We start from the raw sequence: 21,172 nt of genomic DNA, 5'->3' as shown, positions 1-21,172 counted from the left end.
GAAAGTCTCTGACAGAATCTAGCTCTGGTTAATGTCCCACCTGAACCTACCACCAACCCGGCTTCAAGGCTTTCCAAGCGAGCCCTGAGATGGACTAAGCCGCACCGTAGGCATAAAAATCGTATGCCCCGATAGGCAGAAAGTCGAGTGATGCAAGGTGTGGTGATATGCCTTTGATCCAAATCTCCTGCCGAAGTATGCTTGCCATGCACAACGACTGAAAGGTTGGCGGCATGGTCGTAAGAAACCGCAATGGTTCTTTGACTGCTAATGAAAAGCCGGTAGTGAAGGCCTTGCTGAATAGAGGGTATCGCAATCAGGATATTCAGGCAATGCTGAACGTTGGTCGCAAAGCAACGGTCAATAGCGCGCGCATTACCGAGGTTAAGAGGTCTGACAATATTGTTGCCGCGTCAGATGAGGTTGTCGAGGGATTCATCGCCAGAAAGAAAGCGTTTGACCCGCGTACCGGCTTGAATGCCTTCGAAGATGAGAGGTTGGTGCGGGCACGAGAGGCAATGATTGTTGCTGTTCAAGTTTTCAACAGTCCGACCGTAATTTTCAAGACAGAAATGTTCGCAATTTTGGCGAATGTGGCTTGGACTTACCTCCTGCACGAACACTACATTCGGAAGCGGGGTACAATCACCGATGCCGAAGGGAAGACGTGGTCGTTGAGCTACATGGTTAAGCGTGACGACTGCCCACTTTCTGATGGCATGAAACGCAATTTGAATGCGCTCAAGGATATTCGGGACGCTGTCGAACACAACATCCTGGGTAAGGCCGATTCAAAGTGGCTGCCCCTTTTTCAAGCCTGCTGTTTGAATTTTGACCGCATAATCCGTGATCTGTTTGGTGAGTCTCTCTCGCTGCAAGGCGATTTGGCCTTTGCCCTGCAATTCTCGAAACTGAGCCTTGGCCAAGTGGCCGAACTCCAAAAGCACGATATTCCCGAACATATAGAGGCTCTCGACGCCCGCCTGCGGGACGGTCTGACCGAGGAGGAGTTGACCGACCTGGATTACCAGTTCCGTGTGATCTATACCCTGGACAGCGCATCAAAGAGCCGCTCACATTTCCAATTCGTACAGTCGGAATCGGCTGAGGCCAAAGAGATTCGAAATGTCTTGGTCAAATTTCGACCCGCGGACGAAACCCATCCTTATAAGCCTAAGGTGGTGTGCGAGGAAGTTTCGCGACGAACCGGGCGGGCTTTTAGCTTGCATAATCATAACCAAGCTTGGCGCTTGCATGAAGTAAGGCCGCGTAAGGGCGATTCTTTTCCTCAAAATACCAAAAAGGAATATTGTGTTTACCACTCGGCGCATGGCGATTACACTTATTCGAGAAGTTGGGTTGAGCGCCTTGTTGCCGAGGTTGCAGATGACGGGAAGTGGCAGGCGATACTGAGTTATCAACTCAGTAGCTGAAGACACCTTTGAATCCGGATACCGTCGTATGACTCTCCGCGTCATACGCTGAATTCTGGGGCATCGGTCGGACCAAGCTGGGGCATTCCGATGCGTTTCGTTGAAGAACCGAGATCGCCCCGCCATCCATTGTGGCTGATCCGGCGGGTGAAAGACGAGGTGCTGGCGGCTGTGATTGTGCACGCCAAGGTGCGAGAGCCCCTCTCGGGCGAGCATTCCTCCGTCAACAGCATCCTGAACGAGCGGATGGCGTTTGCCTCGCCGCTGCCTACAACTCATCTGCCGGCCCAAGTGCTTGGCCATGACCTCCGGGCCGGGCGCCCTCATGCCCGGTTACAGAAAGCCATCACAAGGCTGCCGTCATCTCACTCCCTGGGCTGGAGCTCAGCCCGGCAGATGGGTATTTAGCACCATGATAGGGTCGCGGCCGACCCGCCGCCGAGCCTGCCATGCTGCCCGATCCGTTCCCGACCGCCTTCGACCTCCATGTCGGCATCGACTGGACCGGCGCGCAGCCGGCCCGCGGCATCGCCATCGCCGTCGTTTCGCCCTTGGACCGTATCGTCCGGCCGGTGCCGCCGCCGGGCCGCCACTGGCGGCGGGAGGAGGCGGTGAACTGGCTGCTGGACCGGCTCGCGCAGGGCCGGCGCCTGCTGATCGGGATCGACTGCGCCTTCAGCCTGCCCTGGGTGCCCGGCGCCGGCTATCTGGACGGCCGCGTGCCGGGGGTGGCGGACCTGTTCGCGCTCTGGGATCTGGTGGAGGCGGCGGCCGGCGAGGCATCGGATGATTTCGCGGGTGCCGTCGTCCACGATCCGCGCTTCGCGCCCAGCTTCTGGATCGCCGGGCCGACGCCGCCGCACTGGGGCGACGGTTCCACCAAGCGCCGGCGGGTGGAGGTGGCGGCCGCCGCGGGCGGCTTCGGCACCCCGGTGTCCGTGTTCAAGCTCGCGGCTGCCTCCAAGCAGGTGGGCAAGGCGTCGCTCGCCGGCATGCGCTCGCTGCGCCGGCTGCGGCGGGAGGCCGGCGGCCGTCTCGCCGTCTGGCCGGCGGAGCCGGTCGGTGCGCGCTCGGTCGTGTGCGAGATCTACCCGACCCTGTTCCGCCGCCGGGCCGGGCACGGCACGGCCAAGCTGCGCACGCTGGCGGAGCTGGAGCGGGCGCTCGCGGCCTTCGGCTGCGCATTGCCGCCCGGCTTTCCGGAGGGCTTTGACGACCATACGGGCGATGCCATGATCTCGGCCGCCGGCCTTCTCGCACTCGCGGGAGAGGCGCGGGTCTGGACGGCGCCGGAGGCGGAGACGGCCCGGCGCGAAGGGTGGATATTCGGGGTGGACGCATGAAGATGATCCTGGCCGTGGCCGCGGGCGGCGGTCTCGGGGCCGTGGCCCGCTATCTGACGGGTGTCGGCCTGGGCCACTGGCTGGGCACCGCCTATCCCTGGGCGACGATGACGGTGAACGTGACCGGCAGCTTCGCCATGGGCGTGCTGGCCGGGCTCGGCGCCCATGTCTGGCAGCCGGCGCCGGAACTGCGGGCCTTCCTGATGGTGGGCGTGCTCGGCGGCTTCACCACCTTCTCCAGCTTTTCGCTCGACGTTGCCCTGCTGGTCGAACGGGGTGCAATCGGCGCTGCGGCAGCCTATGTTGCGGCCTCTTTCCTGTTGTCGGTCGGCGGCCTGTTCGCCGGTCTGGCGCTGATCCGGACGGCGGTTGCATGAGCGAGAGTGAGAAGAAGCAGGTCGAGACCCGGCTGGTCGGGGACGACGAGGGCGAGGTCCGGCTGGACCGCTGGTTCAAGCGGCACTATCCGCTGCTCTCCCACATCCAGCTCCAGAAGCTGCTGCGCACGGGTCAGGTCCGGGTGGACGGCAAACGGGCGGAGGCCAGCACGCGCCTGCTGCCCGGCCAGTCCGTCCGCATTCCGCCCTTGCCCGACGCGCCGCCGCCCGATGCGGTCCGGCCCAAGGCGCGGCCGGAGGTGGACGAGCGCGCGGCGAAGGAGCTGCGCGCCCGCGTCCTGTTCCGCGACCACGACGTCATCGTGCTGGACAAGCCCGCCGGGCTCGCCACCCAGGGCGGCACCAACCAGGTGAAGCATCTGGACGCCATGCTGGACGCCCTGAAGTTCGAGGCGGAGGGGCGGCCCAAGCTGGTCCACCGGCTGGACAAGGACACCTCGGGCTGCCTCGTGCTGGCGCGCAGCGCCGCGGCGGCGGCCAAGCTGACGGCCGCTTTCCGCTCCCGCGAGGCGCGCAAGATCTACTGGGCGGTGACGGTGGGGGTGCCGAAGCCCATGAAGGGCCGCATCGACCTGCCCGTCGCCAAGGAGGCCGGCACCCGCGGCGAACGAATGACCGTGGACGAGGATGAGGGCGTTCACGCCATCACCTACTACACGGTGCTGGAGCACGCCCACAAACAGGCTGCCTTCGTGGCGCTGTGGCCGCGCACCGGGCGCACCCACCAGCTCCGCGTCCACATGGCCGCCCTCGGCACGCCGATCCTGGGCGACGGCAAGTATGCCGGCCAGGGCGCCTTCCTGGAGGGGGCGGGGGACCTGCCGCGGCAGCTCCATCTGCATGCCCGCCGGATCATCCTGCCGCATCCGCGCGGCGGCGTCATCGACGTGACGGCCCCCCTGCCGAAGCACATGCGCCCGGCCTGGGACTATTTCGGGTTCGAGGACAAGCGGAAGGACGATCCCTTCGCGGAACTGGAGTTCTGAGGCCCGGACGCCGACGGCACGATCCGTCGGCGTCCGCCCCGGCTCCCGGGCCGCGGGCTTCAGCCGAACAGGTAGACGCCGTAGCCCAGGTAGAACAGGACGCCCCCGACAAGGCCGGCGACCGTCAGCCGGTCCGCCAGGGTCTCCGCCCGGATCATGTTCACGCGCTTCATGGCTCGTGCTCCCGGCCGGACACGCCTGTCCTCCCGCGGGGGACCCGGCGCCGGCCCGTGCTGCAAAGGTCGTTGCGATGGTTGGAGCGGTTCTAGGCCCGCGCCCCGCACCGGACAGTGACCGTCGTCACCGTTACCGGACCGTGCGGTCCCGGCCTGCCCTGCCGCGGCCCCGCGGGTGCTTCCGCCGCGGGCCGGGCGGTGCTATCTGAGCGGCAGTCCCCGCAGCCCGAGCGGCCCGACCGTGAAACTTGCCCTTTTCGATTGCGACGGAACCCTGGTGGACAGCCAGTACGCCATCGTCGCCGCCATGACGGCCGGGTTCGCCGCCGCCAATCTTCCACCCCCGCCGGCCGAGGCGGTGCGGCGGGTCGTCGGCCTGCCGCTGGTCGGGGCCGTGGCGACGCTGGCGCCCCTGCTGGAGCCGGCCCTGCATGTGGAGATCGCCGAGGCCTACAAGGCCGCCTTCCACGAGAACCGTCTGCTGGCACGGGTTCCCGAACCGCTGTTCCCCGGCGTGGTGGAGGCGCTGGACGCGCTGGAGGCGGCGGGCTGCCTGCTGGGGGTCGCCACCGGCAAGTCGCGCCGCGGCCTGCTGGCGACGCTGGACCATCACGGTCTGCGCGGGCGTTTCGTCACCTTGCAGACCAGCGACCTGCTGCCCGGCAAGCCGCATCCCGACATGGTCCACCACGCGATGGCCGAGGCGGGGGCGGAGCGGGAGGAGACGGTGGTGATCGGGGACACCACCTTCGACATGCTGATGGCCCGCAACGCCCGCGTGCCGGTGGTCGGCGTCTCCTGGGGCTACCATGAGGTGGAGGAACTGACCGCCGCGGGGGCCGACCGGATCGTCACCGACTGTGCGGCGCTGCCGGCAGCCGTGCTCGCCCTGATGGCGCCCTCCGGCCCGGCGGCCCTGAACTGACGTCCCGGAACGGGAGATACACTGGATGAAGCGGGTCTACAGAGAGGTCGGGACGGCCGCCGTAGAGGGCGGCTGGGAGGTCCGGCTGGACGGGCGCAGCCTGAAGTCGCCCGCCCGCGCGCCGCTCGTGCTGCCGACACGCGCCCTGGCGGAAGCCGTCGCCGCCGAATGGGACGCCCAGACGGAGACGGTGGAGCCGCACTCCATGCCGATGATGCAGCTCGCCAGCACGACCGTGGACCGCATCGTGCCGCAGCGGGCCGCCATCGTGGACGGGGTCGCCGCCTATGCCGGCACGGACCTGCTCTGCTACCGGGCCGACCATCCGCGCTCCCTGGTGGCGCGGCAGGAGGAGGCGTGGCAGCCGCTGCTGGACTGGGTGGCCAGCCGCTACGACGCGATGCTGCTGCCCACCACCGGCATCGTCCACCGGCCGCAGTCGGACCTGACGCTGGCCGCCCTTCGGCGGGCGGTGGAGGCGCAGGACGACTGGCGCCTGTCGGGGCTGCAGAACGCGGTCGCCCTCTCCGGCTCTCTGGTCGTGGCGCTGGCGCTGCTGGAGGGGCGGATCGACGCGGAGGAGGCCTTCGCCGTCTCCCAGCTCGACGAATCCTGGCAGAGCGAGACCTGGGGCGTGGACGCCGAAGCCGCCGCCCGCCGTGCCGGCATCCGGGCCGACCTCGGGGCGACGGAACGGTTCCTCCGCCTGCTTGCCGGTTAGCTCCGCCGCAATGACAGTGCGTGCCGTCCGCCTTGCGGGAATTTTCATTGCACCGCAGTTGGCAACCTACCGTTCGGATGCTATGCCAACCGTCGCGTCGTGACGGTTGGCCCGGCGCAGTCTCAGAGGAAGATCAAGGGATCATGCAGGAGATTCTGGCCAAGCTCGAGGCGAAGCGTGCGGCTGCGCGCCTGGGCGGTGGTGAACGTCGGATCGCGGCCCAGCACTCCAAGGGCAAGCTGGCCGCCCGTGAGCGCATCGATGTCCTGCTCGACGAAGGCTCCTTCGAGGAGTGGGACATGTTCGTCGAGCATCGCTGCATCGATTTCGGCATGGATGCGCAGAAGGTGCCCGGCGACGGCGTGGTCATCGGGCATGGCACCATCAACGGCCGTCTGGTCTTCGTCTTCAGCCAGGACTTCACGGTCTTCGGCGGTTCGCTGTCCGAGGCGCACGCCGAGAAGATCTGCAAGGTCATGGACCAGGCGATGAAGGTGGGGGCGCCCGTCATCGGCCTGAACGATTCCGGCGGCGCGCGCATCCAGGAAGGCGTGGCCTCGCTCGGCGGCTATGCCGAGGTGTTCCAGCGCAACGTGCTGGCCTCGGGCGTGGTGCCGCAGATCTCCCTGATCATGGGGCCGTGCGCCGGCGGTGCCGTCTACAGCCCGGCGATGACCGACTTCATCTTCATGGTGAAGGACAGCTCCTACATGTTCGTCACCGGCCCCGACGTGGTGAAGACGGTGACGCACGAGGTGGTGACGGCCGAGGAACTGGGCGGGGCAGTGACGCACTCGCACAAGTCCGGTGTCGCGGACATGGCGTTCGAGAACGACATCGAGACCCTGCTCCAGACCCGCCGCCTGTTCGATTTCCTGCCGCTCTCCAACCGCGAACAGCCGCCGGTGCGCCCGACGCCCGATCCGGCGAACCGCGAGGAGATGTCGCTCGACACGCTGATCCCGGCGAACCCGAACAAGCCCTACGACATGAAGGAGCTGATCCTGAAGGTCGTGGACGAGGGCGACTTCTTCGAGCTGCAACCGGACTACGCCAAGAACATCATCACCGGCTTCGGCCGTATGCAGGGGGCCACGGTCGGCTTCGTGGCGAACCAGCCGATGGTTCTGGCCGGCTGCCTGGACATCCAGAGTTCCATCAAGGCGGCGCGCTTCGTCCGCTTCTGCGACGCCTTCAACATCCCGATCGTCACCTTCGTGGACGTGCCGGGCTTCCTGCCGGGCACGGCGCAGGAGTATGGCGGCATCATCAAGCACGGGGCGAAGCTGCTGTTCGCCTATGCCGAGGCGACGGTGCCGAAGGTCACCGTCATCACCCGCAAGGCCTACGGCGGCGCCTACGACGTGATGGCGTCCAAGCACCTGCGCGGCGACGTCAACTACGCCTGGCCGTCCGCCGAGATCGCGGTCATGGGGCCGAAGGGGGCGGTGGAGATCATCTTCCGCCAGGACATCGGCGACCAGGCGAAGATCGAGGCGCGCACCGAGGAATACCGGCAGAAGTTCGCCAACCCGTTCGTGGCCGCCAGCCGCGGCTACATCGACGACATCATCCGGCCCCACGGCACCCGCCGCCGCCTGTGCAAGGCGCTGGCGATGCTCAAGAACAAGAATCTCCAGAATCCCTGGAAGAAGCACGACAACCTGCCGCTCTGACCGTTGTCAGGGGGCCCAACAGGAGGGAGAAACGTCCATGTCGCTGCAACAGATCCTGACCGAGATGCAGTCCAGTTCCAGCCGCTTCAACGGGCTGAACTCGACCGTCAAGTTCGACTTCGGGGACCAGGGCAGCATCTTCATCGACGGCACCAGGACCCCGCCCGAGATCACCGAGGGCGGCGAGGATGCCAAGTGCGTCCTGAAGATCAGCCTTGAGGACTTCATGAAGCTGCAACACGGCCAGCTCTCCCCCATGATGGCCTTCACCATGGGCAAGCTGAAGGTGCAGGGCGACATGGGCGTGGCGATGAAGCTGTCCACGATGCTGGACGACTGATCTCCCTCGCGGAACGGCCGTCGCATCGCGGCGGATGAAGGGCGGCGGCCTCGGCCTGCCGCCCTTTCCGTTTCCGGCGCCCGGGGGAGGGGGGCGGAACGGCCCTAATGCTGGTAGCCGGCCCCGGGACGGACCTTGCCGCGGAAGACCCAGTAGGTGAAGGCGGTGTAGAGCAGGGTGGTCGGGATCAGGAAGGCCAGCCCGACCAGCAGGAAGACCTGGCTTTCCGGCGGGGAGGCCGCATCCCAGAGGGTGAAGGCCGGCGGCACCAGATAGGGCCACAGGCTGATCGCCAGCCCCAGATAGGACAGGAGGAACAGCCCCATCGCCAGGACGAAGGGCGCTGTTTCCCGGCGCCGGCGCAGGGCGCCGAAGAGCGCTGCCGCCACGGCGGCCGTCAGCAGCGGCACCGGCGACAGATAGTAGAGGTTCGGCAGGCTGAACCAGCGGTCGCGGATGGCGTCGCTGTGCAGCGGTGTCCACAGGCTGACGACGGCGATGAAGACCAGAACGGCCAGCAGCGCCAGCCCCGCCACGCGGTAGCTCCAGTCCTGCAACGCTCCGTCCGTCTTCATCACCAGCCACGCCGCGCCCAGCAGCGCATACCCCGCCACCAGCGCGACGCCGGTCATGATGCTGAACGGCGTCAGCCAGTCGAACAGCCCGCCGGCATAGTCCCGGCCCTGGACCTCGAAGCCCTGGATGAAGCCGCCCAGGATCACGCCCTGCGCGAAGGTGGCGAACAGCGAGCCGAGGTGGAACGACCAGTCCCACAGCCGCCGGCTGGTGTCGGCCTTGAAGCGGAACTCGAAGGCCACGCCGCGGAAGATCAGCGCGATCAGCATCAGCAGCAGCGGCAGGTAGAGCGCCGGCAGCAGCACCGCATAGGCCAGCGGGAAGCCGGCGAACAGGGCGGCCCCGCCCAGGATCAGCCAGGTCTCGTTGCCGTCCCAGATCGGCGCCACGGAGTTCATCATCAGGTCGCGGTCGGCATCGCCGCCCGGCGCCCAGGGGAACAGGATGCCCACGCCCAGGTCGAAGCCGTCCAGCAGGACGTACATGAAGACCGCGAAGGCGCCGATCCCGGCGAAGATCAGGGTCAGGTCCACGTCGATGCCGCTCATGCCGTCGTCTCCGTCAGGTCCGTCGGGCCGGGATTGCCGGCAGGATCATCCGACCGGCCTCACTCGGCCGGGGTGGGGCGGTGCCGGAACGGGGCGGGTCCCTCGTCGGGCGCGGCGTCCAGCCCTTCTTCCGCCTTGGAGAGGGGGCGCTTCGGCCGACCGGTGGGCGGGTCGGCGGGCTGCGTCGGGCCGCCCGGGCCGCGCTGGAACAGCCGCACCAGGTAGTAGGTCCCGGCGCTGAAGACGATGCAGTAGACGACGAAGAAGGTGATCAGGGAGGCCAGCACCCCCGGCCCCGTGATGGCGGGGGAGACGCTGTCGGCCGTGCGCAGCAGGCCGTAGACGGTCCAGGGCTGGCGGCCCACTTCCGTCGTGATCCAGCCGGCCAGGATGGCGAAGAAGCCGATGGGCGTACACCAGACCAGGGTATGCAGGAACCAGCGGGTGTCGTAGAGCCGTCCCCTGGTGCGAAGCCAGAGGCCGTAGAACCCCACCGCCAGCATGACGAGGCCCAGCCCGACCATGACGCGGAAGGAGAAGAAGACGGGCAGCACCGGCGGCCGGTCGGCCGGCGGCACCTCCTTCAGGCCGGAGACGACGCCGTTCCAGTCATGGGTCAGGATCAGGCTGCCGAGGTTCGGCACCTCTATGCTGAAACGGTTCGTCTCCGCCTCCTGGTCGGGCAGGGCGAACAGGATCAGCGGGGCGCCGGCGCGGGTCTCCCAGTGCCCCTCGATGGCGGCCAGCTTCGTCGGCTGGTGTTCCAGCGTGTTCAGGCCCGAGAGATCGCCCACCACCACCTGCGCCGGCGCCAGCACGGCGATCAGCCCCAGCGCCATCGACAGGCCGATGCGGGCGTACTCCTGGTGCCGGCGCCGCAGCAGGTGCCAGGCGCTGACCCCAGCCACGACGAAGGCCGTCGTCAGGAAGCAGGCGATCACCATGTGGAAGTAGCGGGTGGGGAAGGACGGGTTGAACACGATGGCCCACCAGTCCGCCGGAAACAGGCGGCCGTCGCGCAGCTCGTACCCGGCGGGCGTCTGCATGAAGCTGTTGGCCGAGAGAATCCAGAAGGCCGAGATCAGCGTGCCCAGCGCCACCATGCAGGCGGCGAAGAAATGCACGCGCCGGGGCACCCGGTCCCGCCCGAACAGAAGGATGCCCAGGAAGGTCGCCTCCAGGAAGAAGGCGGTCACGACCTCGTAATTGATCAGCGGCCCCAGGATGTTGCCGCCGATGTCCGAATAGCGGCTCCAGTTCGTGCCGAACTGGTAGGACATGACGATGCCGGAGACGACGCCCATGCCGAAGGACACGGCAAAGATCTTCGTCCAGTACTCGGAGAGCTGCCGGTAGATGTCCCGTCCCGACCAGATCCAGCGCCCCTCCAGCACGGCGATCCAGGTGGCGAGCCCGATCGTGAAGGCGGGGAACAGGATGTGGAAGGAGATGGTGAAGGCGAACTGGATGCGGGCGAGAAGAACCGGATCGAGTTCCATGGCGGCAGACCTCGCGGGATCTGGGCGGCGCTCCGGGGGAGCCGTGGCCCCGGGGCAGGCGTCGTCGTCGGGCCTGAAACACCCCGGAAGGGGGGCTTCGTTCCCGGGCGCGATGCCGCTGTGCGGAAACGCCGCAAGGGAAGGGCGGGCGATGGCGGCGATGCATGGCGGCCGGCGGCGCGGGGCGCTACAGTCGGCCCGCCGTTCCGTGCATCCGTCCCGCAACCAGGTTCCGAGCCCCATGCCGACCCGCGACGCCGACCCTGGTTCCGATCCGGACGCCCGCGCCCGCCGCCGCCGCGGCACCCTGCTGAACCACCTGCTTGCCTATTTCGGCACGATGGTGGTGCTGGTCCCGGTGAATTTCCTGACGACGCCGGACTATCCCTGGTTCCTGTTCCCGCTGGTGGCCTGGTTCGCTCCGCTCGGGGTGCATGTGGCCTGGGTGCTGGGACTGTTCGACCGGCCGCGGTCGTGAGCCGTCCCGATACCGTCGACGGGGACGGGGCTGTGCCCGACTGCGAGGGCTGCGGCGCCTGTTGCGCCTATTCCTGGGAATGGCCGGCGCTGCTGGGGCCGGGCGACGGTGCCGGCATCCCGGCCTACTTCATCGAGGACGGACGCATGCGCTGCGACGGCGACCGCTGCTCCGCCCTGGCCGGCACGCTGGGCGAGGCGGTCCACTGCCGGGTCTACGCCGACCGGCCGCTGGTCTGCCGTGAGTTCACCGCGGGCAGCGACGACTGCCGCGAGCTGCGCCGTCTGTTCGGCTTCGACTCGGGCTGAGCCGGCGCACAGCCCACAGTGCGCCGCCGGCCGGGGTGTCCGGCCGGTGACGGCATGCAAAAGATGCACGCGGCACCGACCGTTCCGAACGGTCACGACATTGACATTGGCACCCGAATTGGGTGCATTTCCGGGCACCCGGCGGGTAGCCGGTGGAATAGATGAAAAAGGCCAGGCTCGAAATGTTCTCCAAAATTCTGATCGCCAACCGCGGTGAGATCGCCTGCCGCGTCATCAAGACGGCACGGCGGATGGGCATCAGGACGGTGGCGGTCTATTCGGAGGCCGATGCCGGCGCGCTGCATGTGGAGATGGCGGACGAAGCGGTCGCCATCGGTCCGGCCCCCAGCGCCCAGAGCTATCTGGTGGCGGACCGTATCATCGAGGCATGCCGCCGGACCGGGGCCCAGGCGGTCCATCCGGGTTACGGTTTCCTCTCCGAAAAGGCGGAGTTCTGCGAGAAGCTGAAGGCCGACGGCATCGTCTTCATCGGCCCCGATGTCCATGCCATCGGCGCCATGGGCGACAAGATCGAGTCGAAGAAGCTGGCGAAGGCGGCCGGTGTCTCCACCGTCCCGGGCTATCTGGGCGTGATCGCCGACGATGCCGAGGCGGTCGCCATCGCGCGGGAGATCGGCTACCCGGTGATGATCAAGGCGTCCGCCGGCGGCGGCGGCAAGGGCATGCGCGTCGCCTGGAACGACGCCGAGGCGCGCGACGGGTTCCGCAGCGCCACGAACGAGGCCCGGTCCAGCTTCGCCGACGACCGGGTGTTCATCGAGAAGTACATCATCGATCCGCGCCACATCGAGATTCAGGTCCTGGCCGACGCGCACGGCAACTGTGTCTATCTGGGCGAGCGGGAATGCTCGATCCAGCGCCGGCACCAGAAGGTGATCGAGGAGGCGCCGTCGCCCTTCCTCGACGCGGCGACCCGCCGCGCCATGGGTGAACAGGCGGTGGCGCTGGCCAAGGCCGTTCAGTACCGCAGCGCCGGCACGGTGGAGTTCATCGTCGACAAGGACCGCAACTTCTACTTCCTGGAGATGAACACCCGCCTCCAGGTGGAGCATCCGGTGACGGAGATGATCACCGGCCTTGATCTGGTGGAGCTGATGATCCGCGTCGCGGCCGGGGAGACGCTGCCCTTCACCCAGCAGGACGTGACGCTGACCGGCTGGTCGATGGAGGCCCGCGTCTATGCCGAGGAGCCGACGCGCAACTTCCTGCCCTCCACCGGCCGCGTCATCCGCTACCGTCCGCCGGCGGAGGCGACGCACCCCGACGGCACCGTCGTCCGCGTCGATACCGGCGTGTACGAGGGTGGCGAGATCAGCATGTTCTACGACCCGATGGTCGCCAAGCTGATCACCTACGGCCCCGACCGCGCCGCCGCCATCCGCGCCATGGGAACGGCGCTGGACGGGTTCGAGATCCGCGGCGTCGGCCACAACATCAGCTTCCTCGCCGCCGTGATGCAGAAGGAGCGGTTCCGCGACGGCCGCCTCTCCACCAACTTCATCGCCGAGGAATTCCCCGACGGCTTCCACGGTCTGACGCCCGATCCGGACACGCTGCGCCGCGTGCTGGCCGTTGCCCTGTTCTGCCAGCGCCGTCTGGCCGAGCGCGACGGCATGGTCAGCGGCCAGGTCTGCGGCCATGGCCGCCGCACCACCGACAACTGGATGGCCCGCTGCAACGGGGAGAACCACGCGGCTGCCGTGCATCCGCATGACCACGGGGCGACGGTGGAGATCGGCGGGGAGACGTTGGATGTCCTCAGCGACTGGGAACTGGGCCACACGCTCTGGACCGGCACCGTCGGGGGCCGGCCGATGGTGGTGCAGGTGGAGCGCCAGGGCATCCGCTGGAAGCTGTTCCATGCCGGCGCGGCCCTGAGCGTGGAGGTGCTGACGGCGCGCACGGCCGATCTCGCTGGCCGCATGCCGGTGAAGCTGCCGCCCGACATGTCGAAGTTCCTGCTGTCGCCGATGCCGGGCCTGCTGGTCACGGTCGCGGTCAAGGAGGGCGACAAGGTCGAGGCCGGGCAGGAACTGGCCGTGGTCGAGGCGATGAAGATGGAGAACATCCTCCGCGCCGACGCTGCCGGCACCGTGAAGAAGGTCTATGTCCAGAAGGGTGCCAGCCTTTCCGTGGACGAGAAGATCATGGAGTTCGAGTGAGCCGGGGGGCAGCACCATGAGCGGCGGGCGCACCGCGGTTCTCGCCCGTATCACCGGCCGGGTCCAGGGCGTGGGTTACCGCGCCTGGACCGTCCGGCGGGCGGGGGCGGCGGGGCTTGACGGCTGGGTCCGCAACCGGGCCGACGGCAGTGTCGAGGCGCTGTTCGCCGGCCCCGCCGCGGCGGTGGAGGCGATGCTGGCGGACTGCCGGGAGGGTCCACCAGCATCGCTGGTCGCCGAGGTGCGGACGGAGCCGGGGGACGATCCAGGCTCTACCGGCTTCGGACAGCGCGCGACAGCCTGACGCACACGTCCGTGCCTTGCACTGAAAAACCAACTCTGGATTGATATTGTCAGCCCCTTTCTGCGGGCCTAGGATGTGCTTCCGTCACAAGCAGCGCGGGGGCGTGACCGATGTGGGCCTGTGTACTGATCTGTGTGGCGGCCGTCGGCCTCATGAGCCTGCTGTCGTTCAGGGCGGACCGGCGGCTCGACCCGGCGGAGCTGCTGCCCATGCAGTGGGGCCTTGACGGGCAGCCGACCTGGAGTGCTCCCCGTCGTGTCGCCCTGTTCTTCACGCCCACGCTGGCGGCCCTGATCCTGACAAGCCTGCTCTGGATCACGGGTGCCGTGGGCGACAGCGTGCTCGGGGCGGTGCCGTTGCTCGCCATCGTCTGCTTCGCCTTCGTGGCCGCCCACCTGCTGCATCTGAGCCTGCTTGCCCAGCGGCAGAAGCCCGGCTCGCATCTCGGCTAGGGGGGCCGCTCCCGCAGCCCCTCCGCGCGCATCTCTCCTGCGACTCTCTCCGGCTCAGTCCGCCTCCCCCTGGGCGATCGCCTTCTCCAGGTCGCGCAGCCGCTTCTCCGCGTCGAACTCCTCGGCCACCTTCTGGTCCTGGGCCAGCATCTCGGCGCTGTCGATCTGTGAGAACATGATGACGCCCATGTCCGTGTAGGTCTTCTGCACCCGCGGACCCCACAGGCCGATGTCGCGCACCGTCGGGACGATGCGGGAGAACAGGAAGGTGCGGAACAGCCGCATCGCCTCCGAATGCTCGGCATGCTCGCGGATCTCCGCTACCGGCAGATCCAGATGCTCCAGGATTTCGAAGCCGGTGAAGCGGTCGCGCATCAGCCAGCAGGCTTCCTGCACGAACTCCTCGCGCTCGTCGCGCTCCTTCTGGGTCAGGTGCGGGTAGTAGTCGCGCAGCGCCAGCCGGCCGAAGGCGACGTGCCGCGCCTCGTCCTGCATGACATAGGCGTTGATCGCCGCGGACAGCGGGTTCTGCGAATAGTCGCGGATGCGCTGGAACGCGGCCAGGGCCAGCCCCTCGATCAGGATCTGCATGGCCAGATAGGTGAAGTCCCAGCGCCGGTCGCTGATGGCCTGGTCCAGCAGGGTCTTCAGGTGCGGGTTGATCGGATAGGCCAGTTCGAACTTCTCCCGCAGCAGGCGGGAATAGGCCTCGACGTGCCGCGCCTCGTCCGCGACCTGGGTCGCGGCGTAGAACTTGCTGTCGATGTCCGGCACGGTCTGCACGATCTTGGCGGTGCAGATCAGGGCGCCCTGTTCGCCGTGCAGGAACTGGCTGATCTGCCAGGCCTGGGCGTGGTGGCGGAAGCGCCGCCGCTCCGCCTCCGTCATCCGGTCCCACATCGGGGTTCCGAAGATCAGCAGCGACTCGTCCGGCAACTGCATCGGGTTCTCAGGATCCAGGTCCTGGGACCAGTCGATGCGGTCGGAAGCGTCCCACTGCTGCCGCTTGCCCTTGTCGTACAGGGACAGCAGCGACCCGCGCATGTCGTCGTAGTCCCAGGTGAAGGCGGTCTCGGCACCGCCCGGCACGAACCACTTCGTCTGCTCCACGGGCAAGGTGTAGTTGATCTGCGTCGCGGCCATCGGATGTCTCCTCCCATTGTTCCGGGCGCGGCTCATGACGGGGGTTGTTCCCCCTTGTCGCCGGCTCCGGTGCGGAGCCGACAGGCCGCCCTCCTGATCCCGGAACGAGATTAGAGCAATTGCCCTAATCCCGCCAGCCCGATTCGCGGGCCGGTCCGTTCCGCTTCCGGCAGGCTCAGCCGCGCCGTTCCAGCAGTCCCTGGATGCGGGCCAGATGGGCACAGACGCGGCCCAGGCCGAGCAGGACGAATCCCAGCAGCAGCCCGATCAGGCCGGGGGCGAAGGTGTCCACGGTGGGGCTGGTCAGCAGGAACAGGCTGACGAAGACGCTGCCGCCGCCGACGGCGTACAGCACCAGGGCGGTGACGGAACGGTCGTCCCTCATGCCGACGGCCCTCCGCACGGGCGCGGATCGCCGCCGGCCATGAACAGGGCCTGGAAGACGTCGCGCAGGGCGGCATCCACCTCCGGCAGGCTGAGGATGTGGCCCAGGTCGGCCAGGGAGGTGACGCCGTGTTCCCGGATGCCGCAGGGCACGATGCCGTCGAAATGCGACAGGTCCGGCTCCACGTTCAGCGCGACTCCGTGGAAGCTGACGCCGCGGCGGACGCGGACGCCGAGGGCGGCGATCTTCGCCTCCCGCCCCGGCCGGCCGTAGGGGGAGAGATCGACCCAGACGCCGACCCGGCCGCAGCGGCGCTCCCCGCGCACGGCGAACTGTGCCAGCGTGCGGATCAGCCACTCCTCCAGCCGCCAGACGAAGTCGCGCACGTCGCCGCCGCGGGCCTGGAGGTCCAGCATGACATAGGCGATCCGCTGGCCGGGACCGTGATAGGTGAACTGGCCGCCGCGGCCTGTCTGGTAGACCGGGAATCGGGACGGGGTCAGCAGGTCCTCGGCCCTGGCGCTGGTGCCGGCGGTGTAGAGGGGCGGATGCTCCAGCAGCCAGACCGTCTCCGGCGCCGTGCCGGCCCGGATGGCGGCGACACGCTCCTCCATGAAGGCCAGGGCCTCGGGGTAGGGGACGGGCGCCTCGCTGATCCGCCACTCGACAGGCCCGCCCTCCTGGGGCGTCCAGCCTGCCGTGGTCCTGTCCGTCGTCGCGCTGTCGGGGTCCATTCTGGGTCCGTTTCGAGCCATGCCGCGGGCAGGGATGTGACCTCCGCTGCGGCGAAAAGGAAGGGGTGAGGGAATAGCTTGATCAGCCGTCCGGGATTTGCTATCTCCCCCGGCACCCGTCGGCAAGGCCTACCAGCCTGCCGGCGTTCGCTTCAGGACCAGCGTGCGGTCGTGGCGGAACTGGTAGACGCGCAGCGTTGAGGTCGCTGTGGGGCAACCCGTGGAAGTTCGAGTCTTCTCGACCGCACCATTCCTTCTCAGGTCCTGACGAATACGTCCCGCATGGCCGGTATCAGAGGCTCCCCCGCGATCCGCGGCGGTGTCCTCTCCGGCGGGGCGGCCCTCGCCCGGGGATCTTTTCCGACCGGCTGCCGCACACCCCCAGACCCTCTGCCCCGCCTGCCGGCAACCCGCGCGACGCCCGATCGCGCCGGCTGGAGCCGGCTGCACCGCAAGGCCGTTGCTGCCGCCCGGGGGCGCATCCCCGCTGGACATTCCCGCCTTCCCCGGCCTAAGCAGGAACACCTCCGCACGTGGTGGCGCGGGGGCAGAATTCCGCCCGAACCATGGGGTCCCCGGCATGTCCGACACGTTCCGCGACGCGGCGCTCGACTACCACCGGCTGCCGACTCCGGGGAAGATCAGCGTCACCGCCACCAAACCGCTCGCCACCCAGCGCGATCTGGCACTGGCCTATTCGCCCGGAGTCGCGGCGGCCTGCGAGGCCATCGTCACCGACCCGGCGGAGGCCAGCCGTGTCACGGCCCGGGGCAATCTGGTGGCCGTCATCACCAACGGCACCGCCGTGCTGGGCCTGGGTCCCATCGGCCCGCTGGCGGCCAAGCCGGTGATGGAAGGCAAGGGCGTCCTCTTCAAGAAGTTCGCCGGCATCGACGTCTTCGACATCGAGATCAACGAGACCGACCCCGACCGGCTGGTCGACATCATCGCGGCGCTGGAGCCGACCTTCGGCGGCATCAACCTGGAGGACATCAAGGCGCCTGAGTGCTTCCTGGTCGAACGCCGGCTGCGCGAGCGGCTGAAGATCCCCGTCTTCCACGACGACCAGCACGGCACCGCCATCATCGTCGCCGCCGCCATCCTGAACGCGCTCGACCTGACCGGGCGCGACATCCGCACGGTCAAGCTGGTCGCCAGCGGCGCCGGGGCCGCGGCGCTCGCCTGCCTGGACCTGCTGGTCGATCTCGGCATGCCGGTGGAGAACATCTGGGTCAGCGACATCGCCGGCGTCGTCCATGAGGGGCGGCGCGAGTTGATGGACGAGCGCAAGGCCCGCTACGCGAAGCGGACCGAGGCGCGCCGGCTGGGCGAGATCATCGACGGGGCGGACATCTTCCTGGGCCTGTCGGCGCCGCGGGTGCTGGCGGCCGAGATGGTGGCCCGCATGGCCGACCGGCCGATCGTGATGGCGCTCGCCAACCCCACGCCCGAGATCATGCCGGAGGAGGTGCGCGCCGTCCGTCCCGACGCCATCATCGCCACCGGCCGCAGCGACTATCCGAACCAGGTCAACAACGTCCTCTGCTTCCCCTTCATCTTCCGCGGGGCGCTGGACGTCGGCGCCACCGTCATCAACGAGGCGATGAAGATCGCCGCCGTGCATGCCATCGCCCGTCTCGCCAAGGCGGAGGCGCATGACGTGGTGGCCATGGCCTATGGCGAACAGCCGCCTGCCTTCGGGCCGGACTACCTGATCCCCCGCCCGTTCGACCCGCGCCTGATCATCGAGATCGCGCCTGCGGTGGCGAAGGCCGCCATGGACAGCGGTGTTGCGACCCGGCCGGTGGAGGATTTCGCGGCCTACCGCGAGCAACTCGGCCAGTTCGTCTTCCGCTCCGGTCTGCTGATGAAGCCGGTGTTCGCCCGCGCCAAGGCCGATCCCCGCCGCATCGTCTACGCGGAAGGGGAGGAGGAGCGGGTGCTGCGGGCGGCGCAGCAGCTCGTGGACGAAGGGCTGGCCCGGCCGATCCTGATCGGCCGGCGCGACGTGGTGGTCCGCCGGCTGCAACGGCTGGGCCTGCGCATCCGCGTGGACCAGGACGTGGATCTGGTCGATCCGACCTCCGATCCCGCCTTCACCGACTACTGGCAGACCTACCACGCCCTGATGGAGCGGCGCGGCGTCAGTCCCGACCGGGCGCGGCAGGTGCTGCGCACGAACACCACCGTGATCGGCTCGCTGATGGTGCGCAAGGGCGATGCCGACGCCCTGATCTGCGGCACCTTCGGCCTCTACGACTGGCACCTGAAGCATGTGCTGGACGTGATCGGCCTGAAGCCCGGCGTGCGGGTGCCGGCCGCGCTCAGCGTGCTGATCCTCAGCCGCGGCACCTTCTTCCTGGCCGACACCTACATCACCCCGGACCCCGATCCGGACGAGATCGCCGAGATGACGGCGCTGGCCGCCGAGGAGGTCCGGCGCTTCGGGCTGGCGCCGAAGGTGGCGTTGCTGTCGCATTCCAACTTCGGCAGCCACAACGACGCCTCGGCCGTGAAGATGCGCGAGGCGCTGCGCGAGATCGAACAGCGCTGCCCCGGCCTGGAGGTCGAGGGCGAGATGCACGCCGATGCCGCCCTGTCCGAGGAGATCCGGCTGCGCATCTTCCCCAATTCGCGGCTCAAGGGGCAGGCGAACCTGCTGATCATGCCGAGCCGCGACGCCGCCAACATCGCCTTCAACCTGGTGAAGGTGCTGGGGGAGGGGCTGGCCGTCGGCCCGGTGCTGCTGGGGGCCAGCAGGCCGGTCCATATCCTGACGCCCAGCGTCACCGTGCGCGGCATCGTCAACATGTCGGCGCTGGCCGTCGTGGACGCCCAGATGCATGCCGCCGGCGAGGGGGCCGCTGCGCCGTCCGCCGCCGCCGATGCCTGAGGTCGCCCATGCCGAGCAGCCAGGGCCTGGACGAGCGGCCGCCCGGGGAGCGGCAGGACCAGCCTGAGCGGGACCGCCGGCAGGAGGCCGACGAGCAGGAGGCCCGGTTCCGCGCGGTCCGGGACAGGCTGGAGGCGGACGAGCCGGACGTTGTCGCCGCCCTGCTGGCCGACTGGCATGCCGGCGACGTGGCGCACCTGCTGGAACAGTCGGATGCCGAGGAGCGCGAGCGGCTGGTCGCCCTGCTGCGCCCGTCCTTCGACGCGGAGATCCTGGCCTATCTGCCGCTCGACCTCCGCGACGAGGTCGTCTCCCTGCTCAACCCCAAGGAGCTGGCCGCCGCCGTCGCGGAGCTGGACACCGACGATGCCGTGGACGTCATCCAGGATCTGGACGACGGGGCCCGGCAGGCGATCCTGGAGAACCTGCCGGCGGAGACCCGCGCGCTGGTCGAGGAAGGCCTGACCTTCCCGGAATCCTCCGCCGGCCGCCTGATGAGCCGCGAGTTCGTCTCCGTCCCGCAGTTCTGGACGGTGGGCAGGCTGCTGGACTATCTGCGCGCCGCCGCGGGCACCGACGAGAGCGCCCTGCCGGAGCAGTTCTACGACATCTTCGTCGTGGACCCGATGCACCGCGTCATCGGTGCGGTACCCCTGTCCCGGGTCATGCGCTCGAAGCGCACGGTGCGGCTGATGGACATCCTGACCAAGGACATCCACAGCTTCTCCGCCACCGCCGACCAGGAGGAGGTGGCGCGCAGCTTCCGTCGCTACGGTCTCGTCTCCGCCCCCGTCGTGGACAAGGCCGGCCGCCTGATCGGCGTGGTCACCGTGGACGACGTGGTGGACGTGATCGAGGAGGAGGCGGAGGAGGACATGCTGCGCCTGGGCGGCGTCGGCGAGGGCGACCTCTACCGCGCCGTGCTGGACACGACGAAGTCCCGCTTCTCCTGGCTGGCGGTCAATCTCGTCACGGCCATCGTCGCCTCCGTCGTCATCGGCTTCTTCGAAACCACCATCGCGCAGGTGGTGGCGCTGGCCGTCCTGATGCCGATCGTCGCCAGCATGGGCGGCAATGCCGGCACCCAGACCCTGACGGTGGCGGTGCGGGCGCTGGCGACCCGCGAGTTGTCAGAGGCGAACGCGGCCCGCGTGATCGGCAAGGAGATGCTGGTCGGCACGGCCAACGGGGTGCTGTTCGCCGTGCTGGCCGGCGGTATCGCCTGTCTCTGGTTCCGCGATCCGCTGATCGGGCTGGTCATCGGCATTGCCATGATCGTCAACATGATGTGCGCGGGGCTGTTCGGGGCGCTGATCCCCTTCGCCCTGCACCGGATGAAGATCGACCCCGCGGTCGCCTCCAGCGTCTTTCTGACGACGGTCACCGACGTGGTGGGCTTCCTGGCCTTCCTCGGGCTCGCCAGTCTCATCCTGCTCTGATCCCCGTCCGGATCGGTCATCCCGCCTAGACCGTCTGTCAGGGCGGCGGTGACGCATCCGTTCCGGCAAGGGATGCCAGCCTCCCGTTCCGTGGCCGTTCCGTGAAGGGGACGGGAGGTCCACCTGCTCCGGATGAACGCGCCCTGTCCGGTGCCGATAAGGTCATTCAATAGAATGGAAGAAATATGTCCTGTTGGATATATTCTTTCTTTCACGCAATTTCGGGTGAAGC

The 21,172-nt window shown here is 68.1% G+C and carries 20 protein-coding genes and 1 tRNA gene; 16 read left to right on the top strand and 5 right to left on the bottom strand.

Annotated elements, in window-relative coordinates; translation table 11 throughout:
- Nucleotides 1-233 precede the first annotated feature (233 nt).
- From RC1_RS20620 to RC1_RS01975, 8 genes are all read left to right on the top strand, one after another.
- Nucleotides 234-1,433: a DUF3644 domain-containing protein gene (locus RC1_RS20620; protein WP_083759224.1), complete on the top strand. Its 1,200-nt coding sequence runs from the start codon at nucleotides 234-236 to the stop codon at nucleotides 1,431-1,433.
- A 449-nt stretch (nucleotides 1,434-1,882) separates the two neighbouring features.
- Nucleotides 1,883-2,776, top strand: a complete 894-nt coding sequence (locus RC1_RS02005; RefSeq protein WP_012565655.1) for a hypothetical protein — start codon at nucleotides 1,883-1,885, stop codon at nucleotides 2,774-2,776.
- A complete protein-coding gene (crcB, locus tag RC1_RS02000) occupies nucleotides 2,773-3,153 on the top strand; it encodes a fluoride efflux transporter CrcB (protein WP_012565654.1) in 381 nt (126 codons plus the stop codon). Before RC1_RS02005 ends, crcB begins: the two co-directional genes overlap by 4 nt.
- Entirely contained in the window at nucleotides 3,150-4,160 is a 1,011-nt protein-coding gene (locus tag RC1_RS01995; RefSeq protein ID WP_012565653.1) for an RluA family pseudouridine synthase, read from the top strand. Before crcB ends, RC1_RS01995 begins: the two co-directional genes overlap by 4 nt.
- A gap of 417 nt (nucleotides 4,161-4,577) precedes the next feature.
- Nucleotides 4,578-5,261 (top strand): HAD-IA family hydrolase, encoded by a 684-nt coding sequence (locus tag RC1_RS01990; RefSeq protein ID WP_012565651.1) that lies wholly within the window; start codon nucleotides 4,578-4,580, stop codon nucleotides 5,259-5,261.
- Between the two features lie 25 nt (nucleotides 5,262-5,286).
- A complete protein-coding gene (locus tag RC1_RS01985; RefSeq protein ID WP_012565650.1) occupies nucleotides 5,287-5,982 on the top strand; it encodes an ATP12 family chaperone protein in 696 nt (231 codons plus the stop codon).
- Nucleotides 5,983-6,125: 143 nt separating this feature from the next.
- Nucleotides 6,126-7,658 carry an acyl-CoA carboxylase subunit beta gene (locus RC1_RS01980; RefSeq protein ID WP_012565649.1) on the top strand — a complete coding sequence of 511 codons (1,533 nt, stop codon included), beginning with the start codon at nucleotides 6,126-6,128 and terminating at the stop codon, nucleotides 7,656-7,658.
- Nucleotides 7,659-7,695: 37 nt separating this feature from the next.
- Nucleotides 7,696-7,998 carry an SCP2 sterol-binding domain-containing protein gene (locus RC1_RS01975; protein WP_012565648.1) on the top strand — a complete coding sequence of 101 codons (303 nt, stop codon included), beginning with the start codon at nucleotides 7,696-7,698 and terminating at the stop codon, nucleotides 7,996-7,998.
- 104 nt (nucleotides 7,999-8,102) lie between these two features.
- Here the strand turns inward: RC1_RS01975 and cydB are convergent, their stop codons facing one another.
- The gene (cydB, locus tag RC1_RS01970; protein WP_012565647.1) at nucleotides 8,103-9,122 is read right to left on the bottom strand and encodes a cytochrome d ubiquinol oxidase subunit II; all 1,020 of its coding nucleotides are present in this window, start codon (nucleotides 9,120-9,122) and stop codon (nucleotides 8,103-8,105) included.
- A gap of 59 nt (nucleotides 9,123-9,181) precedes the next feature.
- Nucleotides 9,182-10,621, bottom strand: a complete 1,440-nt coding sequence (locus tag RC1_RS01965; protein WP_012565646.1) for a cytochrome ubiquinol oxidase subunit I — start codon at nucleotides 10,619-10,621, stop codon at nucleotides 9,182-9,184.
- A 241-nt stretch (nucleotides 10,622-10,862) separates the two neighbouring features.
- On the opposite strand from RC1_RS01965, the gene RC1_RS21645 reads away from it, so the two are divergent.
- The 5 genes from RC1_RS21645 to RC1_RS01940 all read left to right on the top strand — a co-directional run bounded on the left by RC1_RS21645 (nucleotide 10,863) and on the right by RC1_RS01940 (nucleotide 14,346).
- A complete protein-coding gene (locus tag RC1_RS21645) occupies nucleotides 10,863-11,099 on the top strand; it encodes a 2TM domain-containing protein (protein WP_184446384.1) in 237 nt (78 codons plus the stop codon).
- Complete coding sequence (locus tag RC1_RS01955) at nucleotides 11,096-11,407, top strand: YkgJ family cysteine cluster protein (RefSeq protein WP_184446386.1); 312 nt, start codon at nucleotides 11,096-11,098, stop codon at nucleotides 11,405-11,407. The genes RC1_RS21645 and RC1_RS01955 overlap by 4 nt, the downstream gene beginning before the upstream one ends.
- 182 nt (nucleotides 11,408-11,589) lie before the next feature.
- Complete coding sequence (locus tag RC1_RS01950) at nucleotides 11,590-13,590, top strand: acetyl-CoA carboxylase biotin carboxylase subunit (protein WP_012565643.1); 2,001 nt, start codon at nucleotides 11,590-11,592, stop codon at nucleotides 13,588-13,590.
- 16 nt (nucleotides 13,591-13,606) lie between these two features.
- Nucleotides 13,607-13,894 (top strand): acylphosphatase, encoded by a 288-nt coding sequence (locus tag RC1_RS01945; protein ID WP_041785087.1) that lies wholly within the window; start codon nucleotides 13,607-13,609, stop codon nucleotides 13,892-13,894.
- A 152-nt stretch (nucleotides 13,895-14,046) separates the two neighbouring features.
- Nucleotides 14,047-14,346, top strand: a complete 300-nt coding sequence (locus RC1_RS01940) for a hypothetical protein (protein WP_148213357.1) — start codon at nucleotides 14,047-14,049, stop codon at nucleotides 14,344-14,346.
- 54 nt (nucleotides 14,347-14,400) lie between these two features.
- On the opposite strand, the gene RC1_RS01935 is transcribed toward RC1_RS01940, so the two are convergent.
- From RC1_RS01935 to lipB, 3 genes are all read right to left on the bottom strand, one after another.
- Nucleotides 14,401-15,489 carry a ferritin-like domain-containing protein gene (locus RC1_RS01935; protein WP_012565640.1) on the bottom strand — a complete coding sequence of 363 codons (1,089 nt, stop codon included), beginning with the start codon at nucleotides 15,487-15,489 and terminating at the stop codon, nucleotides 14,401-14,403.
- A 175-nt stretch (nucleotides 15,490-15,664) separates the two neighbouring features.
- A complete protein-coding gene (locus RC1_RS01930; RefSeq protein WP_012565639.1) occupies nucleotides 15,665-15,874 on the bottom strand; it encodes a hypothetical protein in 210 nt (69 codons plus the stop codon).
- Entirely contained in the window at nucleotides 15,871-16,608 is a 738-nt protein-coding gene (gene lipB / locus RC1_RS01925; protein ID WP_012565638.1) for a lipoyl(octanoyl) transferase LipB, read from the bottom strand. The genes RC1_RS01930 and lipB overlap by 4 nt, the downstream gene beginning before the upstream one ends.
- 165 nt (nucleotides 16,609-16,773) lie before the next feature.
- Here lipB and RC1_RS01920 point away from each other — a divergent pair.
- The 3 genes from RC1_RS01920 (at nucleotide 16,774) to mgtE (ending at nucleotide 20,940) form a co-directional block, all read left to right on the top strand.
- Nucleotides 16,774-16,858, top strand: a tRNA-Leu gene (locus RC1_RS01920).
- A gap of 330 nt (nucleotides 16,859-17,188) precedes the next feature.
- Nucleotides 17,189-19,501, top strand: coding sequence for an NADP-dependent malic enzyme (locus RC1_RS01915; RefSeq protein WP_012565637.1), 2,313 nt, complete (start codon nucleotides 17,189-17,191; stop codon nucleotides 19,499-19,501).
- 8 nt (nucleotides 19,502-19,509) lie between these two features.
- A complete protein-coding gene (gene mgtE / locus RC1_RS01910) occupies nucleotides 19,510-20,940 on the top strand; it encodes a magnesium transporter (protein ID WP_012565636.1) in 1,431 nt (476 codons plus the stop codon).
- The last annotated feature ends 232 nt before the right edge of the window (nucleotides 20,941-21,172 follow it).

It is taken from the genome of Rhodospirillum centenum SW (genome assembly GCF_000016185.1).
Classification (GTDB): domain Bacteria; phylum Pseudomonadota; class Alphaproteobacteria; order Azospirillales; family Azospirillaceae; genus Rhodocista; species Rhodocista centena.
The sequence above is the reverse complement of the archived record's forward strand: the minus strand, read 5'-3'. Positions and strand labels throughout refer to the sequence as shown.